The organism is Nocardia sp. NPDC004068 (assembly GCF_042874315.1).
GTDB lineage: Bacteria > Actinomycetota > Actinomycetes > Mycobacteriales > Mycobacteriaceae > Nocardia.
In genome coordinates this window covers 72,355-91,461 of the sequence record NZ_JBIAMW010000006.1, presented here as the reverse complement: position 1 = coordinate 91,461, position 19,107 = coordinate 72,355, and the positions used below count along the sequence as shown (strand labels likewise).

Below are 19,107 nucleotides of genomic sequence, written 5' to 3'. Positions count from 1 at the left end.
AGGCCCCGGGTGAGGACCAACCCCTCGGCGGCGCGGTGCGCGCTCCCAATTCACTTCCAACCGATATCGTCTCGCGGCTGTTCCCCGCAACCGGATTATCCGCCGAAAACGCGCTCGACGACCGTTTTCGCCCGTCGTGTGACCCGCATGTAGTGATCCAGGAACTCGCTGCCGTCGTCGCGCGGCCACCCCGCCACCCGCGCGACGGCCGTCAGCAGCCGCCCCGGGCCGGGCAGCTGATCGGTCGGTTTGCCCCGGACCAGCACCAGCGCGTTGCGGGCGCGGGTCGCGGTGAGCCAGGCGTCGCGGAGCAGCGCCACGTCGGCCGGGTCGAGCAGGTCGGCCCGCTCGATGGCGTCGAGGGTTTCCAGCGTGGAGGTGTTGTGCAGGGCGCGCACCTCGTGCGCGTGCCGTAGCTGCATGAGCTGCACGGTCCACTCGATATCGGCCAAGCCGCCGCGCCCGAGTTTGGTGTGGGTGGCCGGATTCGCCCCGCGCGGCAGCCGTTCGGAGTCCACCCGCGCCTTGATGCGCCGGATCTCGCGCACCGCGTCGGCCGACACGCCGCCCTCGGGGTAGCGCACGGCGTCGATCATGCGCAGGAACCGCACGCCGAGTTCCTGATCGCCCGCGACCTGATGGGCGCGCAGCAGCGCCTGCACCTCCCACGGCTGCGCCCATTGCCGGTAGTAGGCGTCGTAGGCGGCCAGCGTGCGGACCAGCGCCCCGTTGCGGCCCTCCGGGCGCAGGCCCGCGTCGACCTGCAACGGCGGATCGGTGCTCGGCGCGCCGAGCAGCCGCTGCACCTGTTCGGCGACGCCGATGGCCCACTTCACCGCGATGGTCTCGTCCTCGCCGGGCCGCGGATCGCACACGAACAGCACGTCGGCGTCGGAGCCGTAGCCGAGTTCCATGCCGCCGAGCCGACCCATCCCGATCACCGCGAGCGAAGCCGGTGCGGGACCGCCCAATTCGGCCTCGCTCGCCCGGATGACGGCCTGGAGCGCGGACTCGAGCACCGCCACCCACACCGACGACAGCGCCTTGCAGACCTGCGGCACCTCGAGCATCCCGAGCACGTCGGCCGAGGCGACCCGGGCCAGTTCGTGGCGGCGCAGCGAGCGCGCGGTCGCGATCGCCCGGCGCGGTTCGTTGTAGCGGGCGGTCCCGGCGAGGATGCCCTCGCTCACCTGATCGGGCCGGGTCGACAGCAGCAGCGGACCGTCCGGCCCGTCGGCGAACATGCGGATGGTCTCGGGCGCGTTGATCAGCAGATCGGGCAGATAGGCCGAGCAGCCCAGCACGATCATCAGCCGTTGCGCGATCGCGCCCTCGTCGCGCAGTTCGCGCAGGAACCAGATCTGATCGTCGAGCCCCTCGGAGACCCGCCGGTACGCGAGCAGCCCGGCGTCGGGATTCGGTGTGTCGCCGAGCCATTCGAGCAGCGTGGGCAGCAGCAGCGCCTGGATGCGGCCCTTGCGGCCGACCTCGTTGGTGAGCGCCTTGAGGTGGCCGAGCGCGTTCTCCGGCGCGGCGTACCCGAGCGCGGCCAGCTGCCGCACGGCGGCCTGCGGACTCAGCCGCAGCGCGTCGGCGTCGAGCCGGGCCACCGATTCCAGCAGCGGCCGGTAGAACAGCTTGGCGTGCAGGCGGCGCACCCGCATGGTGTTGCGCTTGATCTCGCTGCGCAGCACGCCCACCGCGTCCTGCCGCCCGTCGGGCCGCATGTGCGCGGCGCGGGCCAGCCAGCGCATCCCCTCCTCGTCGTCGGGGGCGGGCAGGGTGTGGGTGCGCTTGAGCCGCTGCAATTGCAGGCGGTGTTCGAGCAGTCGCAGGAATTCGTAGGAGGCGGTGAGGTTGGCGGCGTCGTCGCGGCCGACATAGCCGCGGTCGGCCAGCGCGGTCAGCGCCTCCACCGTGCCCTGGACGTGCAGCGACTCGTCGGCCTTGCCGTGCACCAATTGCAGCAGCTGGACGGCGAATTCGACGTCGCGCAGGCTCCCGTGCCCGAGTTTGAGCTCGCGCTCGCGCAGATCGGCGGGCACCAGATCCTCCACCCGCCGCCGCATGGCCTGCACGTCGGCGACGAAGTCGGGTCGCTCCGAGGCGCTCCACACCATCGGCATGAGCGCGTCGCGGTACTGCTCGCCCAGCTCGAGATCGCCGGTGGCCGGGCGCATCTTCAACAGCGCCTGGAACTCCCACGTGCGCGCCCACCGCTTGTAGTACGTCACATGCGAATCCAGCGTCCGCACCAGCGCACCGGCCCGCCCCTCCGGGCGCAACGCGGCGTCGACCTCGAAGAAGGCGTTGCCCGCCACCGACATCAGCTCCGCCGCCAGCCGGGTGGCGACGGTGTCGGCCGGTTCGGCGACGAAGACCACGTCCACGTCGGAGACGTAATTCAGTTCGCACGCACCGCATTTGCCCATCGCGATCACCGCCAGCCGCACCGGCGCCGGGCGGTCCGGGCAGATCCGCGCGATCGCCACGGCCAGCGCGGCGGTCAGGGCGGCGTCGGCCATATCGGTGAGCTGCCGACCCACCTGCTGATGCCGCAGCACCGGTTCGTTCTCCACGGTGGCGGCCAGATCGTGCGCGGCCAGCAGCATGAGATGATCGCGATATCGCTTGCGCAGCAACGAGATCGAGTCCGGCCCGGAGATGCGGGCCCGGTGCACCATGGGCCCGGCGGCCGGACCCTCCTCGGGCGCCGCCTCCACCGCGGCGAGCAGATCGGCGATCAGTTCGTCGCGGTCCGGCAGCTCGTCGCGGCGCAGCAGCTGCCAGCAGGTGGGATCGGCCACCAGATGATCGGCGAACGCGGTCGAGGAGCCGATCAGGGCGAACAGCCGACCGCGCAGCGAGACCTCGGTCCGCAACGCGGAATCCAGTGCGGGCCAATCGCTTTTGAGCCGTTCCTTCAGCCGGACCAGCGTGAGCAGCGCCAGATCGGCGTCCGGCGCACGCGACAACGCCCACAGCAGCGGAACACTCTCGACGTTGTCCCACGCCAGTTCTCGCAACGAAGCGCCTGCCGTCGGCTCGAGCAACCCGAGCCGACCGGCACCGGGCACCGCGGAACGGGCAGTCGGTGGCCGTACCATGCCTTCAAACTACAGGGTGCGACCCGCCGTCGGGACCGCGCCCGAAGCTATCGGAGATATTGTTCTCAGTTCGTGCCTCCGACTAGAGATCCAGGTACTCCTGGAGCTCCCAGGGCGTGATTTGTGCACGATAGCCCGCCCACTCGCGGCGCTTGTTGCGCAGGAAGAAGTCGAAGACGTGCTCGCCGAGCGTCTCCGCGACCAGCTCCGAGCGTTCCATCGCCTTGAGCGCCTCGTCGAGGCTGCCGGGCAGTTCGCGGAAGCCCATGGCCCGCCGCTCGGCCGAGGTCAGCGACCACACGTCGTCCTCGGCCTCGGGCGGGAGCGTGTAGCCCTTCTCGATGCCGCGCAGCCCCGCGGCCAACAGCACCGCGAAGGTCAGGTAGGGGTTGCACGCGGAGTCGGGGCTACGGATCTCGACCCGGCGCGAGGACTGCTTGTTCGGGGTGTACATCGGAACCCGCACCAGCGCAGAGCGATTCGACCGGCCCCAGGACGCCGCGGTCGGCGCCTCGCCGCCGTGCACCAGCCGCTTGTAGGAGTTGACCCACTGGTTGGTGACCGCGCTGATCTCGTTGGCGTGCTCCAGGATTCCGGCGATGAACGCGCGCGCGGTCTCGGAGAGGTTGAGCGGGTCGTCGAGGTCGGCGAACGCGTTCTGCTCGCCCTCGAACAGGCTCATGTGCGTGTGCATGGCCGAACCCGGATGCGGGGCGAACGGCTTGGGCATGAACGTCGCCCGCACGCCCTCGTCGATCGCCACCTCCTTGATGAGGTAGCGGAAGGTCATCACGTTGTCGGCCATCGACAGCGCGTCGGCGTAGCGCAGGTCGATCTCCTGCTGACCGGGCGCGCCCTCGTGATGGCTGAACTCCACCGAGATGCCCATCGACTCGAGCGCGTCGATGGCGTGGCGGCGGAAGTTGGGCGCCTCGTCGTGGACCGCCTGATCGAAGAAGCCGCCCTTGTCCACCGGGAGCGGATTGCCGTTGTCCAGCACCGACTTCACCAGGAAGAACTCGATCTCCGGGTGCACGTAGCAGCTGAAGCCCAGATCACCGGCCTTGTTCAGCTGCCGCCGCAGCACGTGCCGGGGATCGGCCCACGACGGCGACCCGTCGGGCATCGCGATATCGCAGAACATGCGCGCCGAATGCTGGTGACCCTTGCTGGTCGACCACGGCAGCACCTGGAATGTCGAGGGATCGGGCTTGGCCACCATATCGGCCTCCGACACGCGGGCGAAACCCTCGATGGCCGAGCCGTCGAAGCCGATGCCCTCCTCGAAGGCGCCCTCGAGTTCGGCGGGAGCGATCGCGACCGACTTGAGATACCCCAAGACATCCGTGAACCACAGCCGTACGAAGCGAATATCCCGCTCCTCGAGCGTCCGCAGCACGAATTCCTTCTGGCGATCCATAGCCGCGAGCGTAGGCATGTGGCGTTAAATCCGTGTTACATGGCCGGTTCCCCGCCATTCCGGCGTGTTTCGCCGGGCCCGAGACTCCCCAAACCGTCGTTCACCAGTCCTCGAACCGCCGCCACATCGACCTGCTCCGGGAGGGCTTCCAGCACCGGCTCGTCGGTCAGCACCTCCTCCACGCCGAGCAACGTGCGCATCAGCCGGGGCAGCACGGTCCGCGCGAGCAGGTCCTCGGCCAGCGCGGCGGCGGCCGCGGAGTCCAGAGTGTATCGATCGGCGAGATACGCGGCCAGCCGCTCGGCGCCGCTGCCGAAGATGGCCTGGAAATACGCCGTCGAGCTCTCCGGCAACCGTTCGGCCACCGCGATGGTCAACCGGCACGTGCGCACCTGCGGCGACCACACGACGGTCTGGAGGAACCGGGCGCAGAACAGCGTCACCGCCTCGGCCGGATCCTCGGCGTAGTCGGCCGGGGTCTGCAACCGGGTGAGATACAGCTCCCGGATGAAATCCAGCACCGCGCCGAACAATTGGTCCTTGTTGGCGAAGTGGGCGTAGAGCGAGCGCTTGGACGTGCCCGCCCGCGCGGCCACGGTGTCCATCGAGGCCCGCTCGTAGCCCGCCTCGAGGAAGACGTCCTTGGCCGCGAACAGGATGTGGCGGCGCAGTTCGGCGCCGCGGCGCTGCGGTTCGGCGGGCGGGCTCATCGCGGGACTCCCCAAAAAGTAAACGGTACGGTAGAGTTTACTTTGTTGGACATTCCGACTCACTCCCTCGGAGACATCCCTTGATCGTCATCACCGCTCCCACCGGAAATATCGGCCGCCAGGTCCTCGCCAATGTACTGGCCGGTGACCAGCCCGTTCGCGTCATCGTCCGCGATCCGGCGCGGCTGCCCGCCGACGTGCGCGATCGCGTCGAGATCGTGCGGGGCTCGCACGGCGACGCCGAGGTCGTCGCCCGCGCCTTCGACGGCGCCGACACCCTGTTCTGGCTGCTGCCGCCCGACTTCCGCGCCCCGGATCTGCACGAGGCGTTCGTCGGCTTCTCCCGCCCCGCGGCCGAGGCGCTGCGCGAGGCGAAAATCCAACGCGTGGTGAGCATTTCGGCCCTCGGCCGCGGCACCGCGCACGCCGACCGGGCCGGGCACGTCACCGCGTCGCTGGCCATGGACGATCTGCTGATGAGCACCGGCGTCGCGTACCGGGCGCTGGCCCTGCCCTCGTTCATGGACAACCTGCTGCGGCAGGTCCCGGCCATCGCCGAACAGGGCATGTTCTTCGACATCGTCGACCCGGAGCGCAAGGCCCCCACGATCGCCGTGCGCGATATCGCCGCGATCGCCGCCCGCCTGCTGCTCGACGCCACCTGGACCGGGCAGCGGGAGTTCCCCGCCCTCGGCCCCGAGGACCTCTCCCTCGACGATATGGCCGCCATCGCCTCGGACGTCCTCGGAACCCCGGTGCGCTACAAGCGAATTCCCGTCGCCGCCCTCGAGGAGCGGATGCGGGCGAACGGCGCGTCGGATGCGGTGATCCGCGGCATGGTCGAGATGATGACCGCCAAGGACGCCCGCATGGACGGCGATATCGTCCGCACGCCGCAACACGCGCTCGACGCCCCGACCACATTCCGGGAGTGGTGCGCCGACACCCTCGCCCCGGCGGTGCGCGCCGCTAGCCGCAGGTGAGTCCGGTGGGCGGCTCCTTCAACTCGATCAGGTAGTCGAAGACCGCGTTGTCCACGCACGGCACCCCGCCGGACAGGAAGGCGGTGTGCCGGGTGCCGCGGTTGGTGATCAACGCCGCGTTGAGATCCGCGGCCAGATTCACCCCCGCCTGATACGGGGTCGCCGGGTCCTGGGTGGTGGAGACGACCACCGTCTTGGGCAGGCCGGGGGCCGAAACCTTGTGCGGCGCACGGGTTGTCGGCACCGGCCAGAACGCGCACAGTTCCAGCGGCGCGTGCCCGCTGGCGTGGCCGTCGTCGAGGAAGGGCGCGACCTTGCGCAGGTCGGCGTCCTCCTGATCGGCGACCGCGCGGTCCTTGATCGCCGGATCGTCGACGCAGTGGATGGCCAGGAACGCGTCCTGGGAGTTGGTGTAGGTGCCGTCGGGGCGGCGGCTGTCGTAGTCGTCGGCCAGCGCCAGCAGCACATCGCCCTTGCCCTGGGTGATCTCGGTGAGTCCGGCGCTGAGCAGCTGCCAGCGGTCCTCGGAGTAGAGGCTGTCCTGCACGCCGATGACGGCGTCGCCGTAGGTCAGCGGGCGGCCGTCCTTGGTCGGCAGCGCGTGGTCCCACAGCGGCGCCACCAGCGCCCGGAACCGCGAAACCGCTTGCGCCGGATCGGTTCCCAGCGGGCAGTCGGCGTTCTTCGCGCAGTCGGCGGCGAAGGCGTCGAACGCCTTCTGGAAGCCCGCGGCCTGTTCGAGCGACTCGCGCACCGGCTGCTCCTCGGGATCGATCGCGCCGTCGAGCACCAGCGCGCGCACCCGGTCGGGGAACTTCTCGGCGTAGGCCGAACCCAGCCGGGTGCCGTAGGAGTAGCCGACGTAGGTGAGCTTCGGATCCCCGAGCACCGCCCGGATGACGTCCATGTCCTGCACCACGTCCCGGGTGCCGACGTGGGCGAGGAACTCGTTGCCGGTCCGCTCGCTGCAATGCGCGGCGAACTCCTTGTTCTCCTGCTCGCTGGCCGCGATGCCCGCGGGCGAGTAGTCCTTGGGCGGTTCGGCGCGCTGGTCGTCCCACTCCTTGGCCGTCAGGCAGGTGATGGCCGGGGTGGACGCGCCCACCCCGCGCGGATCGAAGCCGACCCGGTCGAACCGCTCGGCCAGCGGGGTGCCGCCGCCCTGGGTCGCCATCGGCAGCCCGCTCACGCCCGGCCCGCCCGGATTGAACAGCACCGAGCCGATCCGGTCGCCGCTGGCCTTGATTCGGGACAGCGCGATCTGGGCGGTGCTGCCGTCGGGTTTGTCGTAGTCGACCGGGACCGTGACGCGGGTGCATTCGATGCCGCGCGGCAGCCGGATCTGCGGATCGTCGACATAGCTCTCGCAGCCCTCCCACCGCGGCGTCTGGTGGTAGTAGCGGTCCAGCGCGGCGGGCGTCGGCGCGCCGGGCGACGCGGGCGCGGGCTCCTCCTTACCGGACACGGTGCAGGCCGCGGCCAGGCACGTCAGGAACACCAGGACGGCCACCCGGCCGGAGCGCAACAACGGCATGCGAGCGATCCTGCCATCCCGGTTCCTGTGACCAATTGCATGGTCGGCACGCCTTCGATCGCCCCGCGGCCCGGTGGCAGACTGGATGGGTCACATCAACCCGGGGACCCGTATCGGGCCTCGAGGAGACAACGAAAGGGACGATGATGTCCGAACAGGAAACCCCTGCCTACGGTGGCGCACCGAAGACTTCTCCCGCCCGGAAGAAGATGCGAGTGCAGCACCTGCGGCAGATGAAGGCCGCGGGCGACAAGTGGGCCATGCTCACCGCCTACGACTACTCCACGGCCAAGCTGTTCGAGGAGGCCGGGATCCCGGTGCTGCTGGTCGGCGACTCGGCGGCCAACGTGGTCTACGGCTACGACACGACCGTGCCGATCTCGCTCGACGAACTCATCCCGCTCGTCCGCGGCGTCGTGCGCGGCGCCCCGCACGCGCTGGTGGTGGCCGATCTGCCGTTCGGCAGCTACGAGATCTCCGCGCAGCGGGCCTTCGACGCGGCGGTGCGGCTGATGAAGGAGGGCGGCGCGCAGGCTGTCAAACTCGAAGGGGGCGAACGGGTTTCCGATCAGATCGCCACCCTGACCGCGGCGGGCATCCCGGTGATGGGGCACATCGGCTTCACCCCCCAGTCGGTCAACACCCTCGGCGGTTTCCGGGTGCAGGGCCGCGGCGACAGCGCGGAGCAACTCATCGCCGACGCCTTGGCCGTCCAGGAGGCGGGCGCGTTCGCCGTCGTCATGGAGATGGTCCCCGCCGAACTGGCCGCCCAGGTCACCCGCAAGCTGACCATCCCCACCGTCGGCATCGGCGCCGGCGCCGACTGCGACGCCCAGGTCCTGGTCTGGCAGGACATGGCCGCGTACACCAGCGGCAAAACCGCCCGCTTCGTCAAGCACTTCACCCAACTCGGCGACCAATTGCGCTCCGCCGCAGCGACTTACGCCGACGAGGTACGCCGGGGGACGTTCCCGGGGCCCGAACACAGCTTCTGACCCCTCCCAGGCCCACCACCCTCCGGGCCAGGCCCGTCCCCCGGGCCTGGCCCGCTCTCCAATGCCCGGCTCTCTCCAGGGCCTGGCTCTGCTCAAGGCGTGGTTCTCTTCAGAGCCCAGCTCTCTCTCACCCCGGCCCGGCCCTCATCCGGGCCGGGTTGGGCAGTGGGCACCCACTCTCGGGTCGTTGGGCCGGGGTCCGGCGAGTCAGTAGGCCCGGCCGAAGATCACGCGCTTGCCGTATACCGCGGGCGCACCGCAGCGCACGCAGGACCCGGACGCCGAATCCGCTTCCAGCGGAATGCATCTCGGCGTGGCGGCGGTGCGGGCCTTGATGTCGTCCTCGCAGGCGGGGGTCCCGCAGTGCAGGGCGAGTGCCCAGCCGGTGCCGACCGCCTCGACGAAGGCGTCCCAGTCGTCGACGGTGCGGGTGTGGGTGTCGCGGAATTCGGTGGCGCGGGTGAGCAGGAACTCCTGGAACTCGTCGAGGATCGCGGGCAGCTCGGTCGGCAGCGCGTCGAGCGCGATCGCCCGCTTGCCCTCGTCGCCGAGGCGCTTCACCAGCAGGGCGGTGCCCGCCTCGAGATCGCGCGGCCCGAGTTCGAGCCGGATCGGGACCCCGCGCATCTCCCACTCGTTGTACTTGAATCCCGGCGTGAGCTGCGGGCGGGCGTCCACGTGCACGCGTATCCCGGCCGCCCGCAGCCGCCGCGCGAGCTCGTCGGCCGCGGACTCCACCTCGGTGTTGCCGCCGCGCGTGATCGGCACGATCACCACCTGATACGGCGCGAGCCGAGGCGGGAACACCAGCCCCTTGTCGTCGCCGTGCGTCATGACGATGCCGCCGATCATCCGCGTGCTCATCCCCCAGGATGTGGTGTGGCACAACTCTTCCCGGCCCGACTCGCCGGTGTAGCGGATGCCGAACGCCGCCGCGAAGTTCGTGCCCATGTAGTGCGAGGTCCCCGCCTGCAAGGCGCGGCCGTCGCGCATCATCCCCTCGATGGTGTAGGTGGACACCGCCCCCGCGAACCGCTCCCCGGGCGTCTTCTCCCCCGGGATCACCGGCATCGCGGCCAGATCCCGCGCCACCTCGTGATACAGCCCGAGCGCGAGTTCGGTCTCGCGCAGCGCGTCGGCCGCGTCGACGTGCGCGGTGTGCCCCTCCTGCCACAGAAACTCTGTGGTACGCAAGAACATTCGCGGCCGCAACTCCCACCGCACCACATTCGACCACTGATTGAGCAGCAGCGGCAGATCACGATGGGAGTCGATCCACTTGGCCATCATCTCGCCGATGATGGTCTCCGAGGTGGGCCGCACCACCAGCGCTTCCTCGAGCTCCTTCCCGCCCGCGTGGGTGACCACGGCCAGTTCGGGCGAGAAGCCCTCGACGTGCTGGGCCTCGCGGCTCAGATAGCTCTCCGGGATCAGCAGCGGGAAGTACGCGTTCTCGTGGCCGGTGTCCTTGATGCGGCCGTCGAGTTCGGCCTGCAACCGCTCCCACAACCGGTACCCGTACGGTCGAATCACCATGGTGCCCTTGGCCGGGCCACGGTCCACGAGGCCGGCCTTGAAGACCACCTCGTTGTACCAGGCAGCGAAGTCCTCACTCTGGGCGGTCACACCGCGCTCATCCCGTGCCATGGTGCGAGGGTACTGCCGCCGCACCGGTTTCCGATTCCGGCCTCCGAGCTACGGGCGACGGGGCGCGATCAGTGGCAAACTCGGAGACCGACGAGCACGAATCGAGCAAAGGGAACAGATGTCGCAGACCCGTTGGATGACTCGCGGAGCGGCGGCGGCCGCCGCCCTGGTCACGGCCGCGCTGATCGCCGGATGCGGGGGCGGCACGAACGGATCGTCCGGCTCCGCCGGAACCAGCGGATCGGCGACCGCGACCGTCCCGCACCCCAGCGGCACCGCCGCGCCGGGCACGGGCGCGAATCCGACGCCGTTGCAGCTCAACGACGAAGTGGGCAAACAACTCTGCGACGCGCTGTCCCCGCAGCTGTCGGACTGGCGCGTGCAGGGCCCGACGCTGGGCCGGGTCGCGCTCAACATCACCGTGCACGACTGGGCGGCCCGCAACGGCGGCATCAATCTGCAGGTGCTGGGCGACAAGGCGGTCGTGGACCGCCTCACCACCAAGAACTGCCCCGACGTGCGGACCGAGGCGTTGCGCGCGCTCGAATTGCAGGATCTGGCCTCGGGAATCGCGTTCTGATGCGCACCCTGTACCCGCCCCTCGAACCGCGTCGCCAGGACTGGCTCGACGTGGGCGACGGGCAGCGGATCTACTGGGAGGAGAGCGGTAACCCCGACGGCAAACCGGTGGTCTTCCTGCACGGCGGACCCGGCGGCGGCACCGCGTCGTTCCATCGCCGGTTCTTCGATCCGCGCGCCTACCGCATCGTGCTGTTCGATCAGCGCGGCTGCGGCCGATCCACCCCGCACGTGGCCGACGGCGCGAGCCTCGAGCACAACACCACCTGGCATCTGGTCGCCGACATCGAGGCCCTGCGCGCGCATCTGGGCATCGACCGCTGGCAGGTGTTCGGCGGCTCCTGGGGCTCCACCCTCGCCCTCGCCTACGCCCAGACCCACCCCGAGCGGGTGACCGAACTCGTGCTGCGCGGGGTATTCCTGTTGCGCCGCAAGGAGATCGACTGGTACTACAATGGCGCCGCCGGATACGTCTACCCCGACGAGTGGGAGAAGTTCCTCGCCCCCGTCCCCGAATCCGAGCGCGGCACGGACCTGGTCGCCGCCTACCACCGCCTTCTCCACGACCCCGACCCGTCGGTCGCCACGGCCGCCGCCATCGCCTGGTCCACCTGGGAGGGCGCGACGAGTTCGCTACTGCCCCAATCGGATCGCGTCGCCGAATCCGCAGAACCCCGCTTCGCCCTCGCCTTCGCCCGCATCGAGAACCACTACTTCGTCCACGGCGGCTTCCTCGACGAGGGCCAACTCCTCCGCGACATCACCCGCATCGCCCACCTCCCCGCCGTCATAGTCCAGGGCCGCCACGACATCGTCTGCCCCGCGATCAGCGCCTGGGACCTCCACCGAGCCTGGCCGAACTCGGAACTACACCTCGTCCCCGACGCCGGCCACGCCGCCAGCGAACCAGGCACAACCCACCACCTGATCGAGGCCACCGACAAGTTCCAGGAGGTTCGATGAGAGACAGCGCCGAATTCGTTTCGGGCGGGCCGACTTACCAATCGGCCACTGTCCTGATTCGGGAGCGGGCTATGTGCGCCGCCGCCGACCCCGTCCCGTGCGGGCCGGTCCACCACCCGATCGCGGCCACCAACCCCAACCAGGCGCGGGCTATGCGCACCCTCGCGGAATTCGTCCCGGGCGAGCCGACCAGCCGCCCGACCGCGACCACCACCCCCAACCGGGAGCGGGCTATTCGCACCCTCGCCGGATATGTCGCGAGCGAGCCGACCAGCCGCCCGATCGCGGCCACCAACCTTATCCGGGAGCGGGCTATTGGCACCCTCGCCGGATACGTCATGAGCAAGCCGACCAGCCGCCCGATCGCGACCACCAACCCCAACCGGGAGCGGGCTATTGGCACCCTCGCCGAATCCGTCACGGGCGGGCCGACCCACCGCCCGATCGCGACCACCCCGGTGCGGACGGGGGCCTCGAGCGTTGCCGCCAGACCTGCTGTGGGCGAGTCCGATTCGGCCCATCTCCTGGTCGCGGCGGCGGACACATTCGGGGAGCGCTTATGAAGACGACCGCTGGGCCCGCCTTGACGGCCGCGTTGGCCGAGGATCTGGATCGGCTGTTGTCGGCGGAACCCGAGGTGCGCGCCGATCATCCGGACTCGGTGCACAGTATGCGGGTGGCGACGCGGCGGCTGCGCAGCGTGCTGCGCTCGTATCGAAAGGCCTTCCACCGGGCGCAAGTCGATGAGCTGCGCGACGAATTGCGTTGGCTGGCAGGGATATTGGGCGTGGCTCGGGACGCAGAGGTGCGCGCCGAACGCTTCGCCGCACTGGCCGAGGAACAACCGGCCGAACAGCGCCGGGTGGGCTGGCGGCTGGTCTCGACCGAACGCGCCCGCTACACCCGCGCCCACAAGGACGTGCTGCGCGCCCTCGACGGCGACCGCTACGCCCGCCTGCGCAAACGACTCCTGAAACTCCGCGACGATCCCCCGCTGCGCCGCCGCCTCGCCAAGGCCGACGCCACCGACGTCTTCACGAAGGTGCTGCGCAAGGACTTCCGCAACCTGCGCGCCCTGGTCCGCGCCGAACCGAAGGTCCCCGACGAGGACCGTATCGAACACCTCCACGACATCCGCAAGGCCGCCAAGCGCCTCCGCTACGCCGCCGAGGCCGCCACCCCCGTCCTCGACGGCCCCGCCGAACGACTCGGCAAGAGCGCCAAGAAACTCCAAACCGTCCTGGGCGACCACCGCGACGCCGTCGAGGCCATGGCCACCATCCGCTCCCGCGCCACGGCCGCGGCCGCCCGAGGCGCCGACCCCACCCCCTACGACGACCTCTACCGCTCCGAGGCCACCGCCGCCCGCAAGGCCCTGGCCGACTACCCCACCACCACCTCATTCCTCCACCACAAACCCTGACCCCCCGCCCACGAACCCAGCCGCACCCCTTATTCGAATCCGCACCCCTTGCAGGGCTACACAACGGGTGCGGATTCGAATAAGGGGTGCGGCTGGGTTGCCAGGCCGGGGGCTCAGTCGGCGGGGAAGGCGAAAACGACGGAGCGGGACGGGGGTTCGGCTTCCACCAGACGGACGCGGACTCGCCAGCCTTCCGGCGGAGAGCCCAGGCAGCGGCCTGCCACCGGGGGCTCGGCGACGAAGATCTCCGCGGGCCGACTGCCATTGGCCTCGCGGACCACCACCGCGTCGAACACCGCCCCCACCCGCGCGGCGAGCACCGTGGCCTCGGTGAGATCGATGCAGGCCCGTTCGACCTTGCCCGCGAGCGCGTCGCTGCGCCGCATGCTCTCCACCACAGACCCGAGCCCATCGCGCACCCAGGACGGCACCGGTGCACCGGCACAACGAGCAAGACAGATCTCGGTGGCGAAACGATCCCCCAACCGCCGCAACGGCGCGGTAACATGCGCGTAGGGTGCCCCGATTCCATTGTGCCGCAAGTCTTCCGGAGCCCCGTCCCCCAGCACCGTGTACGTGGCGCCACGCAACAACGAGGTGGCGTCCGACATCAACGCCATCCCCGCGGGCGCGTTCGGATCGAGCCCGGCCAGCATCCGCGACACCGGCACCTCGGCGGGCCAGTCCACCTGCAACGCGGCCGCGGTGCGCCGAATAGTCTCGAGCGCCGACCGCGACGGCGCGGGCATCGTGCGCAGCAACCCCGGACCGTCCCGGTCGTCGGCCTCGAGCATGAGCCGCGCCGCGCACATCCCGGTCAGCAGCGAGACCTGTTCGTTCCAATCGTCGGCGGGCGTCCGCGGCTCCAGCACCAGCCGCCACTTCGGCGGCGCGCCGTCGTCCCGCCCGTCCGGCACGACCGACTGCGCGGGCAGTCGCAGCCCGATCGCGCCCCGCGCGAGCCCTGCCTCGATGCGCAGCCGCCCGAATTCGGGCAGCGCGGCGATCGAGGGATGCGCGCGCCCGGCGTCGAAATCGGCCTGCACCCCGGCGTAATCGAGCCGGGCCCGGGAGCGCACCAGCGCGCGTCGCACCGAAAACCGTTGCGGCTCAGCCTGTTCGTCGCATTCGATGGTCCACAGCGCCGCGGGCCGGTCCTGATCCGGCAACAGGCTGGCGGACCCTTCCGACAACACCGGCGGATGCAGCGGCACGGTGCCGTCGGGAAGATAGAAGGTTTGACCCCGCTTCACCGATTCGCGGGCGAGCGCCCCGCCGGGCGCGACGACGGCTCCCACATCCGCGATGGCGTAATGCAGCAGGAAGCCGGTGGGTGTTCGTTCCAGAGCCAGCGCCTGGTCCAGATCCAGCGCGCCGGGCGGGTCGATCGTGACGAGGGGAATGTCGCGGCGATCGGCCCGGGAGCCCGCGAACGCGTCGACCGCGTCGCGGGCCTCCGAGACGGCCTCGGCGGGATAATCCGAGGCCAGTCCGAATTCGGTTCGTACCGCGCCGAAGTCGACCGGCGCCGAGACGATCCGCTGATGCAACTCCACGCGTGGGCGCTGACCTACTGCAGGGCCAGCATCGTGCCGTTCAACTGATCGAACGGCCCGTACACGGTGAACACGACCCGGCCGTCCGGGTACTGCGCGGACAGATCGGCCGCCGAGTTCAGCGCCTGCCCGAACGACGCGGCCGACGGATGGGGCAGCGTGGCGATGGCGTTCCCGATGTGGGTCTGGTGCACCCACTGGGTGTCCCCCGGGCTGAGGTCGACCTGCACCCCACCCGGCAACGGAGTCACCGAGACCGCCGACGCGGACCCGGCCCCCAACACAGCCAAAACCGAAGCAGCACCGGCAATCATGGCACCGGCGACCAACTTGCGAACCACTCGCATAGAGACAGAACCTGCTTTCCGACGTCGTTGACACCCACAGCTCCGTTGCTGCCCCCCGACAACGGAACCTTCCAACGCGCAACACTCTATGACGTTTGTCACGGCCGAATCCAGTCGAGCCAGGATCTTCGCGCGCGTCCCGGCGAGCCGCACCCCGTCGGCCTCGCGTTCGACCGGACGTCCCCCTTTCCAAACGTGGCGGACGCCACCCCTATCCGCTCGAGGCCCGGGGTGCCTCGGGATTCCCGTCTCCGGACCGTAGCGCCCCCGCAGTCGTCCCGCACCGGCGCGCCGCCGAATTCGCGGGAAACCGATTGGTACCCTTTGCCCGAATCAGCACCTCCGCGTCACCGGAGCGCCGCCTCGCACCCATCAAGATCAAGAGCCGATCCGAATAACTCCCCCCGGCACACCATCGAAGGGGCAGCCCGGTCGCACACCCGCGCGACCCCCACACCCAGCGCACCTGCGCCGCCCCCGCTCCACTGCTACTGTGGCCCGTGCCGCGGGACCGGTCGGTCCCATGCACCAACCACGTCGACAACCAAGGGAGTTCCGCACCGTATGTCGTCCATCGTCTACGACTACCTGCTGCCACTGCTCGGCCCCGAGCAGGCCACCTACTGGGCCCAGATCTTCGTCATCAACCCGGTCGGCTGACCCGGCACCTCGCATCCCGCCGGTTGCGGACCGGCCAGGGCGGCACCGATTCCGGTGCCGCCCTTCACTTTTCCCGATATCCGCGGTCGTCCGAGCGCTCCGGCTCCGGCGTCGACCGCTCCAGAAACCGCAACAGCTCCACCGGAAACGGCAGCACCAGCGTCGAATTCTTCTCCGCCGCCACCTCGACCACCGTCTGCAACAGGCGCAGTTCCAGCGCGGCCGGGGCGCTCGACATCGTGGCGCCCGCCTCGGCCAGCATCTGCGACGCCTGCAATTCGCCCTCGGCCGTGATGATCCGGGCCCGCCGCTCCCGTTCGGCCTCGGCCTGCCGCGACATCGAGCGCTTCATCGACTCCGGCAGCGCGACGTCCTTGATCTCGACCCGATCGATGTGCACGCCCCACGCCAGCGCGGGGCTGTCGATCATGAGCTCGAGGCCCTTGTTCAGCTGCTCGCGATTGGACAACAGATCGTCGAGTTCGCTCTTGCCGATGATCGAGCGCAGCGAGGTCTGCGCGACCTGGGCGACGGCGAACAGATAGTCCTGCACCTCGACCACGGCCTGCACCGGATCGACGACCTTGAAGTACACCACCGCGTCGACCCGCACGGTGACGTTGTCGCGGGTGATGCCCTCCTGCGCGGGCACCGGCATGGTGACCAGCCGCATCGGCACCTTGCGCATGCGGTCGACGAACGGAATCAGCAGGCGCAGACCGGGATCGCGGACCGCGCGCACCCGGCCGAACCGGAACACCAAACCCCGCTCGAACTGTTCCACAACCCGTAGTCCGGTACCGGCGACGAGCGCGCCCAGCACCACCCCCAGAATCAGGACGACCCCGAGGATCACCAGCACATCCATGTTCCACCGCCACGCGCGCGCCCGACACGCCGAGGCCGGGCTCATCCATCGATGATGGCACCATCCGATGACGCCGCGGCAACGAATATCCAGTGACTGCAGCTGATTTCGATCTTGTCAGCCGGTGTTGGTCGCGTAATGCATTAAGGCCGGTCGGTTTTCGGGAAAGGGTGGGGGTCCGATGATTCAGGCGCTGCTGGTCGCCGTCGTCTCCGCGGCCATCGCTATCGCGGTCTTCGTGGCCGGGGCACGGGCGTGGCCCCGCTCCTGGCAGCAATCCGACGACCACGCCGCCGGGGGCATGGTGTTCGACATGATCAACACCTTCTTCGTGGCCGTGGTCGCCTTCGTCGTGGTGCTGTGCTGGCAGCAGTACGACAACGCCGAGAGCCACACGGTCGAGGAGTCCAAGGCGCTGATCGACACCTATTGGATCGCCCACGAGCTGCCCGATCAGGACCGGCAGCGCGTCCAGGGGCTCGTGCGCGACTACACCGAACAGGTCCTCGGCCAGGAGTGGACGGTCATGGACCACGAGGGCCGCCTCAGCTCGACCCCGCAACGCACGCTCGAATCCCTGCGCGACACCGTCTCCGCGCTGCCCGCCGACGACGAGGCCGCGAAGGATCTGCGTGACAAGGCCCTCGACAGCGTCCGCCAGATCAACGCCGCGCGCCAGGACCGAGCCGTCGACGTCCGTCGCGGGATCCCCGAATTCCTCACCATCGCACTGTGGTTCGGTACGGTTCTGGTACTGCTGAACCCCGTCTTCTCCGGCTTCCGCGTCACCCTCAAGAACGTCCTGATGATCGGCCTGCTCGGCCTCGTCATCGGCCTGGTCCTGTTGCAGATCAACCACCTCGAACGACCGTTCTCCCACCTGACCGTCGTCCCCCGCGACGCCTTCGAGAACGCGCTGTCCAACTACGACCAGGTGACGTGACATGACCGGGTTTTCGCGAAAGACATTGCGGGACAGCGCGATAGTGGGCATCGCCGTCCCCGCGGCACTGTTGTTCTCGGGTCCGTCGGCGGTCGCGCAACCCCCGGTGCCCGGCCTCCCCTTCGGCACCGGGAGCGCCGCGCCCGGATCGGCCGATACGGGGAGTTCCGGCGAGGATCTCGGGATCCCCTTGGAGCTCGGCTCCGCGACGCTCAAACCGCCCGCGGCCAAGCCGAATCCCGTGGCCCGTACAACTCCCGCACCCGCACCGGAGACGCCAGCGGAGACCCCCATCGCCATCCCCGGACCCGCCACCGGCAGCGTGCAGACCGCGTGCGCCGGAAGCGCCGTCCTCGGTGGGTCGGCTTTGCTGCTCGCGCTGGCCACGGGTAGCGGGACCGGATCAGGTTGGGGGAGTGCGGGTTCCAGCTTGTTCGGTACCGGCTCGGCGCTCGGCTCCGCGCTCGCGGGCACGGGTTCCGCGCTGGGCTCGGCTCTGCCGGGCGTCGGTTCGGCCCTCGGGTCAGGGCTCGCGGGCACGGGTTCGGCGCTGGGTTCGGCATTGCCAGGCGTCGGTTCGGCGCTCGGATCCGGACTTGCGGGCACGGGCTCGGCCCTCGGCTCAGGGCTCGCAGGCACGGGCTCGGCCCTCGGCCCTGGGCTCGCAGGCACCGGCTCAGCCCTTGGTGCCGGGCTCGCGGGGACCGGCTCGGCACTCGGATCCGGACTCGCGGGCACCGGCTCAGCACTCGGCCCTGGGCTCGCAGGCACCGGCTCAGCCCTCGGCTCAGGGCTCGCGGGCACCGGCTCAGCACTCGGCTCAGAGCTCGCGGGCACAGGCTCAGCCCTCGCCGCAGGTCTCGCAGGCACAGGCTCCGGCCTCATCGCCCCCGGCTCAGCCTCCGGCTCCGGCCTCGTCGGCACTGGATCCGCTTTGGCCTCCAGCGAATCCGGCCTCGGCAGCGCCGCGGTCGGCAGCGCGGCCACCGGAAGCGCCCTCCTGACCTGCCTCCTGCTCATCCCCGTCCCCAACGTCCCCGAACTCCCGCTCCAGATCCCCCCGGCAACACCCACACCCCCACCCCTCCCACCGCCCCCACCCGCCGTCCTCGCGGCCGCACCACCCGAACCCGCACCCCCGCCCGCTCCCCCGGCGCCCCCGCGAGCCGCCGCCCGCCAAACCCCGAAACCCCCTCCCCCCGTACCGATCCCGGGTGACTGGAACACCATGCGAACCATGAGCTACCTGATCATCTCCATCCTCGCGGGCGCGGGCGCCGCCAAGGCCGCGCGCCGCCGCCGCGCCTGACGGGGACTAGAAATCGGGGCGCACGTTCCGTATCGTTCCCAAGCGGGGCGCACGCTCCGCTTA

16 protein-coding genes are annotated in these 19,107 nt (G+C 70.1%); 8 read left to right on the top strand and 8 right to left on the bottom strand.

What is annotated here, in order from left to right; translation table 11 throughout:
- Positions 1 to 95: 95 nt before the first annotated feature.
- The 3 genes from ACFYTQ_RS16465 to ACFYTQ_RS16455 all read right to left on the bottom strand — a co-directional run bounded on the left by ACFYTQ_RS16465 (position 96) and on the right by ACFYTQ_RS16455 (position 5,237).
- Positions 96 to 3,107, bottom strand: coding sequence for a bifunctional [glutamine synthetase] adenylyltransferase/[glutamine synthetase]-adenylyl-L-tyrosine phosphorylase (locus ACFYTQ_RS16465; protein WP_387361442.1), 3,012 nt, complete (start codon positions 3,105 to 3,107; stop codon positions 96 to 98).
- An 82-nt stretch (positions 3,108 to 3,189) separates the two neighbouring features.
- Positions 3,190 to 4,527 carry a type I glutamate--ammonia ligase gene (gene glnA / locus ACFYTQ_RS16460; protein ID WP_387361440.1) on the bottom strand — a complete coding sequence of 446 codons (1,338 nt, stop codon included), beginning with the start codon at positions 4,525 to 4,527 and terminating at the stop codon, positions 3,190 to 3,192.
- Positions 4,528 to 4,562: 35 nt separating this feature from the next.
- Positions 4,563 to 5,237 (bottom strand): TetR/AcrR family transcriptional regulator, encoded by a 675-nt coding sequence (locus tag ACFYTQ_RS16455; protein ID WP_387361438.1) that lies wholly within the window; start codon positions 5,235 to 5,237, stop codon positions 4,563 to 4,565.
- A gap of 80 nt (positions 5,238 to 5,317) precedes the next feature.
- Here ACFYTQ_RS16455 and ACFYTQ_RS16450 point away from each other — a divergent pair, with 80 nt between their 5' ends.
- Positions 5,318 to 6,220 carry an NAD(P)H-binding protein gene (locus ACFYTQ_RS16450; protein ID WP_387361436.1) on the top strand — a complete coding sequence of 301 codons (903 nt, stop codon included), beginning with the start codon at positions 5,318 to 5,320 and terminating at the stop codon, positions 6,218 to 6,220.
- Here the strand turns inward: ACFYTQ_RS16450 and ACFYTQ_RS16445 are convergent.
- Positions 6,207 to 7,754 carry an alpha/beta hydrolase gene (locus ACFYTQ_RS16445; protein ID WP_387361434.1) on the bottom strand — a complete coding sequence of 516 codons (1,548 nt, stop codon included), beginning with the start codon at positions 7,752 to 7,754 and terminating at the stop codon, positions 6,207 to 6,209. The genes ACFYTQ_RS16450 and ACFYTQ_RS16445 overlap by 14 nt on opposite strands.
- Positions 7,755 to 7,900: 146 nt before the next feature.
- On the opposite strand from ACFYTQ_RS16445, the gene panB reads away from it, so the two are divergent.
- Entirely contained in the window at positions 7,901 to 8,749 is an 849-nt protein-coding gene (panB, locus tag ACFYTQ_RS16440; RefSeq protein WP_387362270.1) for a 3-methyl-2-oxobutanoate hydroxymethyltransferase, read from the top strand.
- A 207-nt stretch (positions 8,750 to 8,956) separates the two neighbouring features.
- Here the strand turns inward: panB and proS are convergent, their stop codons facing one another.
- Positions 8,957 to 10,396, bottom strand: coding sequence for a proline--tRNA ligase (gene proS / locus ACFYTQ_RS16435; RefSeq protein ID WP_387361432.1), 1,440 nt, complete (start codon positions 10,394 to 10,396; stop codon positions 8,957 to 8,959).
- A 136-nt stretch (positions 10,397 to 10,532) separates the two neighbouring features.
- On the opposite strand from proS, the gene ACFYTQ_RS16430 reads away from it, so the two are divergent.
- Genes ACFYTQ_RS16430 through ACFYTQ_RS16415 form a run of 4 tightly spaced genes read left to right on the top strand, consistent with a single transcriptional unit; the run spans position 10,533 to position 13,361 of the window.
- The gene (locus ACFYTQ_RS16430) at positions 10,533 to 10,976 is read left to right on the top strand and encodes a hypothetical protein (RefSeq protein WP_387361430.1); all 444 of its coding nucleotides are present in this window, start codon (positions 10,533 to 10,535) and stop codon (positions 10,974 to 10,976) included.
- Positions 10,976 to 11,938 (top strand): prolyl aminopeptidase, encoded by a 963-nt coding sequence (gene pip, locus ACFYTQ_RS16425; protein ID WP_387361428.1) that lies wholly within the window; start codon positions 10,976 to 10,978, stop codon positions 11,936 to 11,938. The genes ACFYTQ_RS16430 and pip overlap by 1 nt, the downstream gene beginning before the upstream one ends.
- On the top strand, positions 11,935 to 12,501 hold the full coding sequence (locus tag ACFYTQ_RS16420) for a hypothetical protein (protein ID WP_387361426.1): 567 nt from the start codon (positions 11,935 to 11,937) through the stop codon (positions 12,499 to 12,501). Before pip ends, ACFYTQ_RS16420 begins: the two co-directional genes overlap by 4 nt.
- Positions 12,498 to 13,361: a CHAD domain-containing protein gene (locus ACFYTQ_RS16415; protein WP_387361424.1), complete on the top strand. Its 864-nt coding sequence runs from the start codon at positions 12,498 to 12,500 to the stop codon at positions 13,359 to 13,361. Before ACFYTQ_RS16420 ends, ACFYTQ_RS16415 begins: the two co-directional genes overlap by 4 nt.
- Before the next feature lie 113 nt (positions 13,362 to 13,474).
- Here the strand turns inward: ACFYTQ_RS16415 and ACFYTQ_RS16410 are convergent, their stop codons facing one another.
- From ACFYTQ_RS16410 to ACFYTQ_RS16400, 3 genes are all read right to left on the bottom strand, one after another.
- Complete coding sequence (locus ACFYTQ_RS16410; RefSeq protein WP_387361422.1) at positions 13,475 to 14,917, bottom strand: RNB domain-containing ribonuclease; 1,443 nt, start codon at positions 14,915 to 14,917, stop codon at positions 13,475 to 13,477.
- A gap of 14 nt (positions 14,918 to 14,931) precedes the next feature.
- Positions 14,932 to 15,168, bottom strand: a complete 237-nt coding sequence (locus tag ACFYTQ_RS16405) for a hypothetical protein (protein WP_387361420.1) — start codon at positions 15,166 to 15,168, stop codon at positions 14,932 to 14,934.
- A gap of 820 nt (positions 15,169 to 15,988) precedes the next feature.
- Complete coding sequence (locus ACFYTQ_RS16400; RefSeq protein ID WP_387362268.1) at positions 15,989 to 16,792, bottom strand: slipin family protein; 804 nt, start codon at positions 16,790 to 16,792, stop codon at positions 15,989 to 15,991.
- A 181-nt stretch (positions 16,793 to 16,973) separates the two neighbouring features.
- Between ACFYTQ_RS16400 and ACFYTQ_RS16395 the strand changes: the two genes are divergently transcribed.
- Complete coding sequence (locus ACFYTQ_RS16395; protein WP_387361418.1) at positions 16,974 to 17,735, top strand: hypothetical protein; 762 nt, start codon at positions 16,974 to 16,976, stop codon at positions 17,733 to 17,735.
- Position 17,736: 1 nt separating this feature from the next.
- Positions 17,737 to 19,044, top strand: coding sequence for a hypothetical protein (locus ACFYTQ_RS16390; RefSeq protein ID WP_387361417.1), 1,308 nt, complete (start codon positions 17,737 to 17,739; stop codon positions 19,042 to 19,044).
- Positions 19,045 to 19,107 lie beyond the last annotated feature (63 nt).

Bases quoted from the DNA above. Each gene is read 5' to 3' on its own strand.
- pip (WP_387361428.1), top strand. From the start codon at position 10,976: ATGCGCACCCTGTACCCGCCCCTCGAACCGCGTCGCCAGGACTGGCTC.
- ACFYTQ_RS16415 (WP_387361424.1), top strand. From the start codon at position 12,498: ATGAAGACGACCGCTGGGCCCGCCTTGACGGCCGCGTTGGCCGAGGAT.
- ACFYTQ_RS16430 (WP_387361430.1), top strand. From the start codon at position 10,533: ATGACTCGCGGAGCGGCGGCGGCCGCCGCCCTGGTCACGGCCGCGCTG.
- ACFYTQ_RS16465 (WP_387361442.1), bottom strand. From the start codon at position 3,107: ATGGTACGGCCACCGACTGCCCGTTCCGCGGTGCCCGGTGCCGGTCGG.
- proS (WP_387361432.1), bottom strand. From the start codon at position 10,396: ATGGCACGGGATGAGCGCGGTGTGACCGCCCAGAGTGAGGACTTCGCT.
- ACFYTQ_RS16390 (WP_387361417.1), top strand. From the start codon at position 17,737: ATGACCGGGTTTTCGCGAAAGACATTGCGGGACAGCGCGATAGTGGGC.
- ACFYTQ_RS16445 (WP_387361434.1), bottom strand. From the start codon at position 7,754: ATGCCGTTGTTGCGCTCCGGCCGGGTGGCCGTCCTGGTGTTCCTGACG.
- glnA (WP_387361440.1), bottom strand. From the start codon at position 4,527: ATGGATCGCCAGAAGGAATTCGTGCTGCGGACGCTCGAGGAGCGGGAT.
- ACFYTQ_RS16420 (WP_387361426.1), top strand. From the start codon at position 11,935: ATGAGAGACAGCGCCGAATTCGTTTCGGGCGGGCCGACTTACCAATCG.
- panB (WP_387362270.1), top strand. From the start codon at position 7,901: ATGTCCGAACAGGAAACCCCTGCCTACGGTGGCGCACCGAAGACTTCT.
- ACFYTQ_RS16455 (WP_387361438.1), bottom strand. From the start codon at position 5,237: ATGAGCCCGCCCGCCGAACCGCAGCGCCGCGGCGCCGAACTGCGCCGC.
- ACFYTQ_RS16395 (WP_387361418.1), top strand. From the start codon at position 16,974: ATGATTCAGGCGCTGCTGGTCGCCGTCGTCTCCGCGGCCATCGCTATC.
- ACFYTQ_RS16400 (WP_387362268.1), bottom strand. From the start codon at position 16,792: ATGGATGTGCTGGTGATCCTCGGGGTCGTCCTGATTCTGGGGGTGGTG.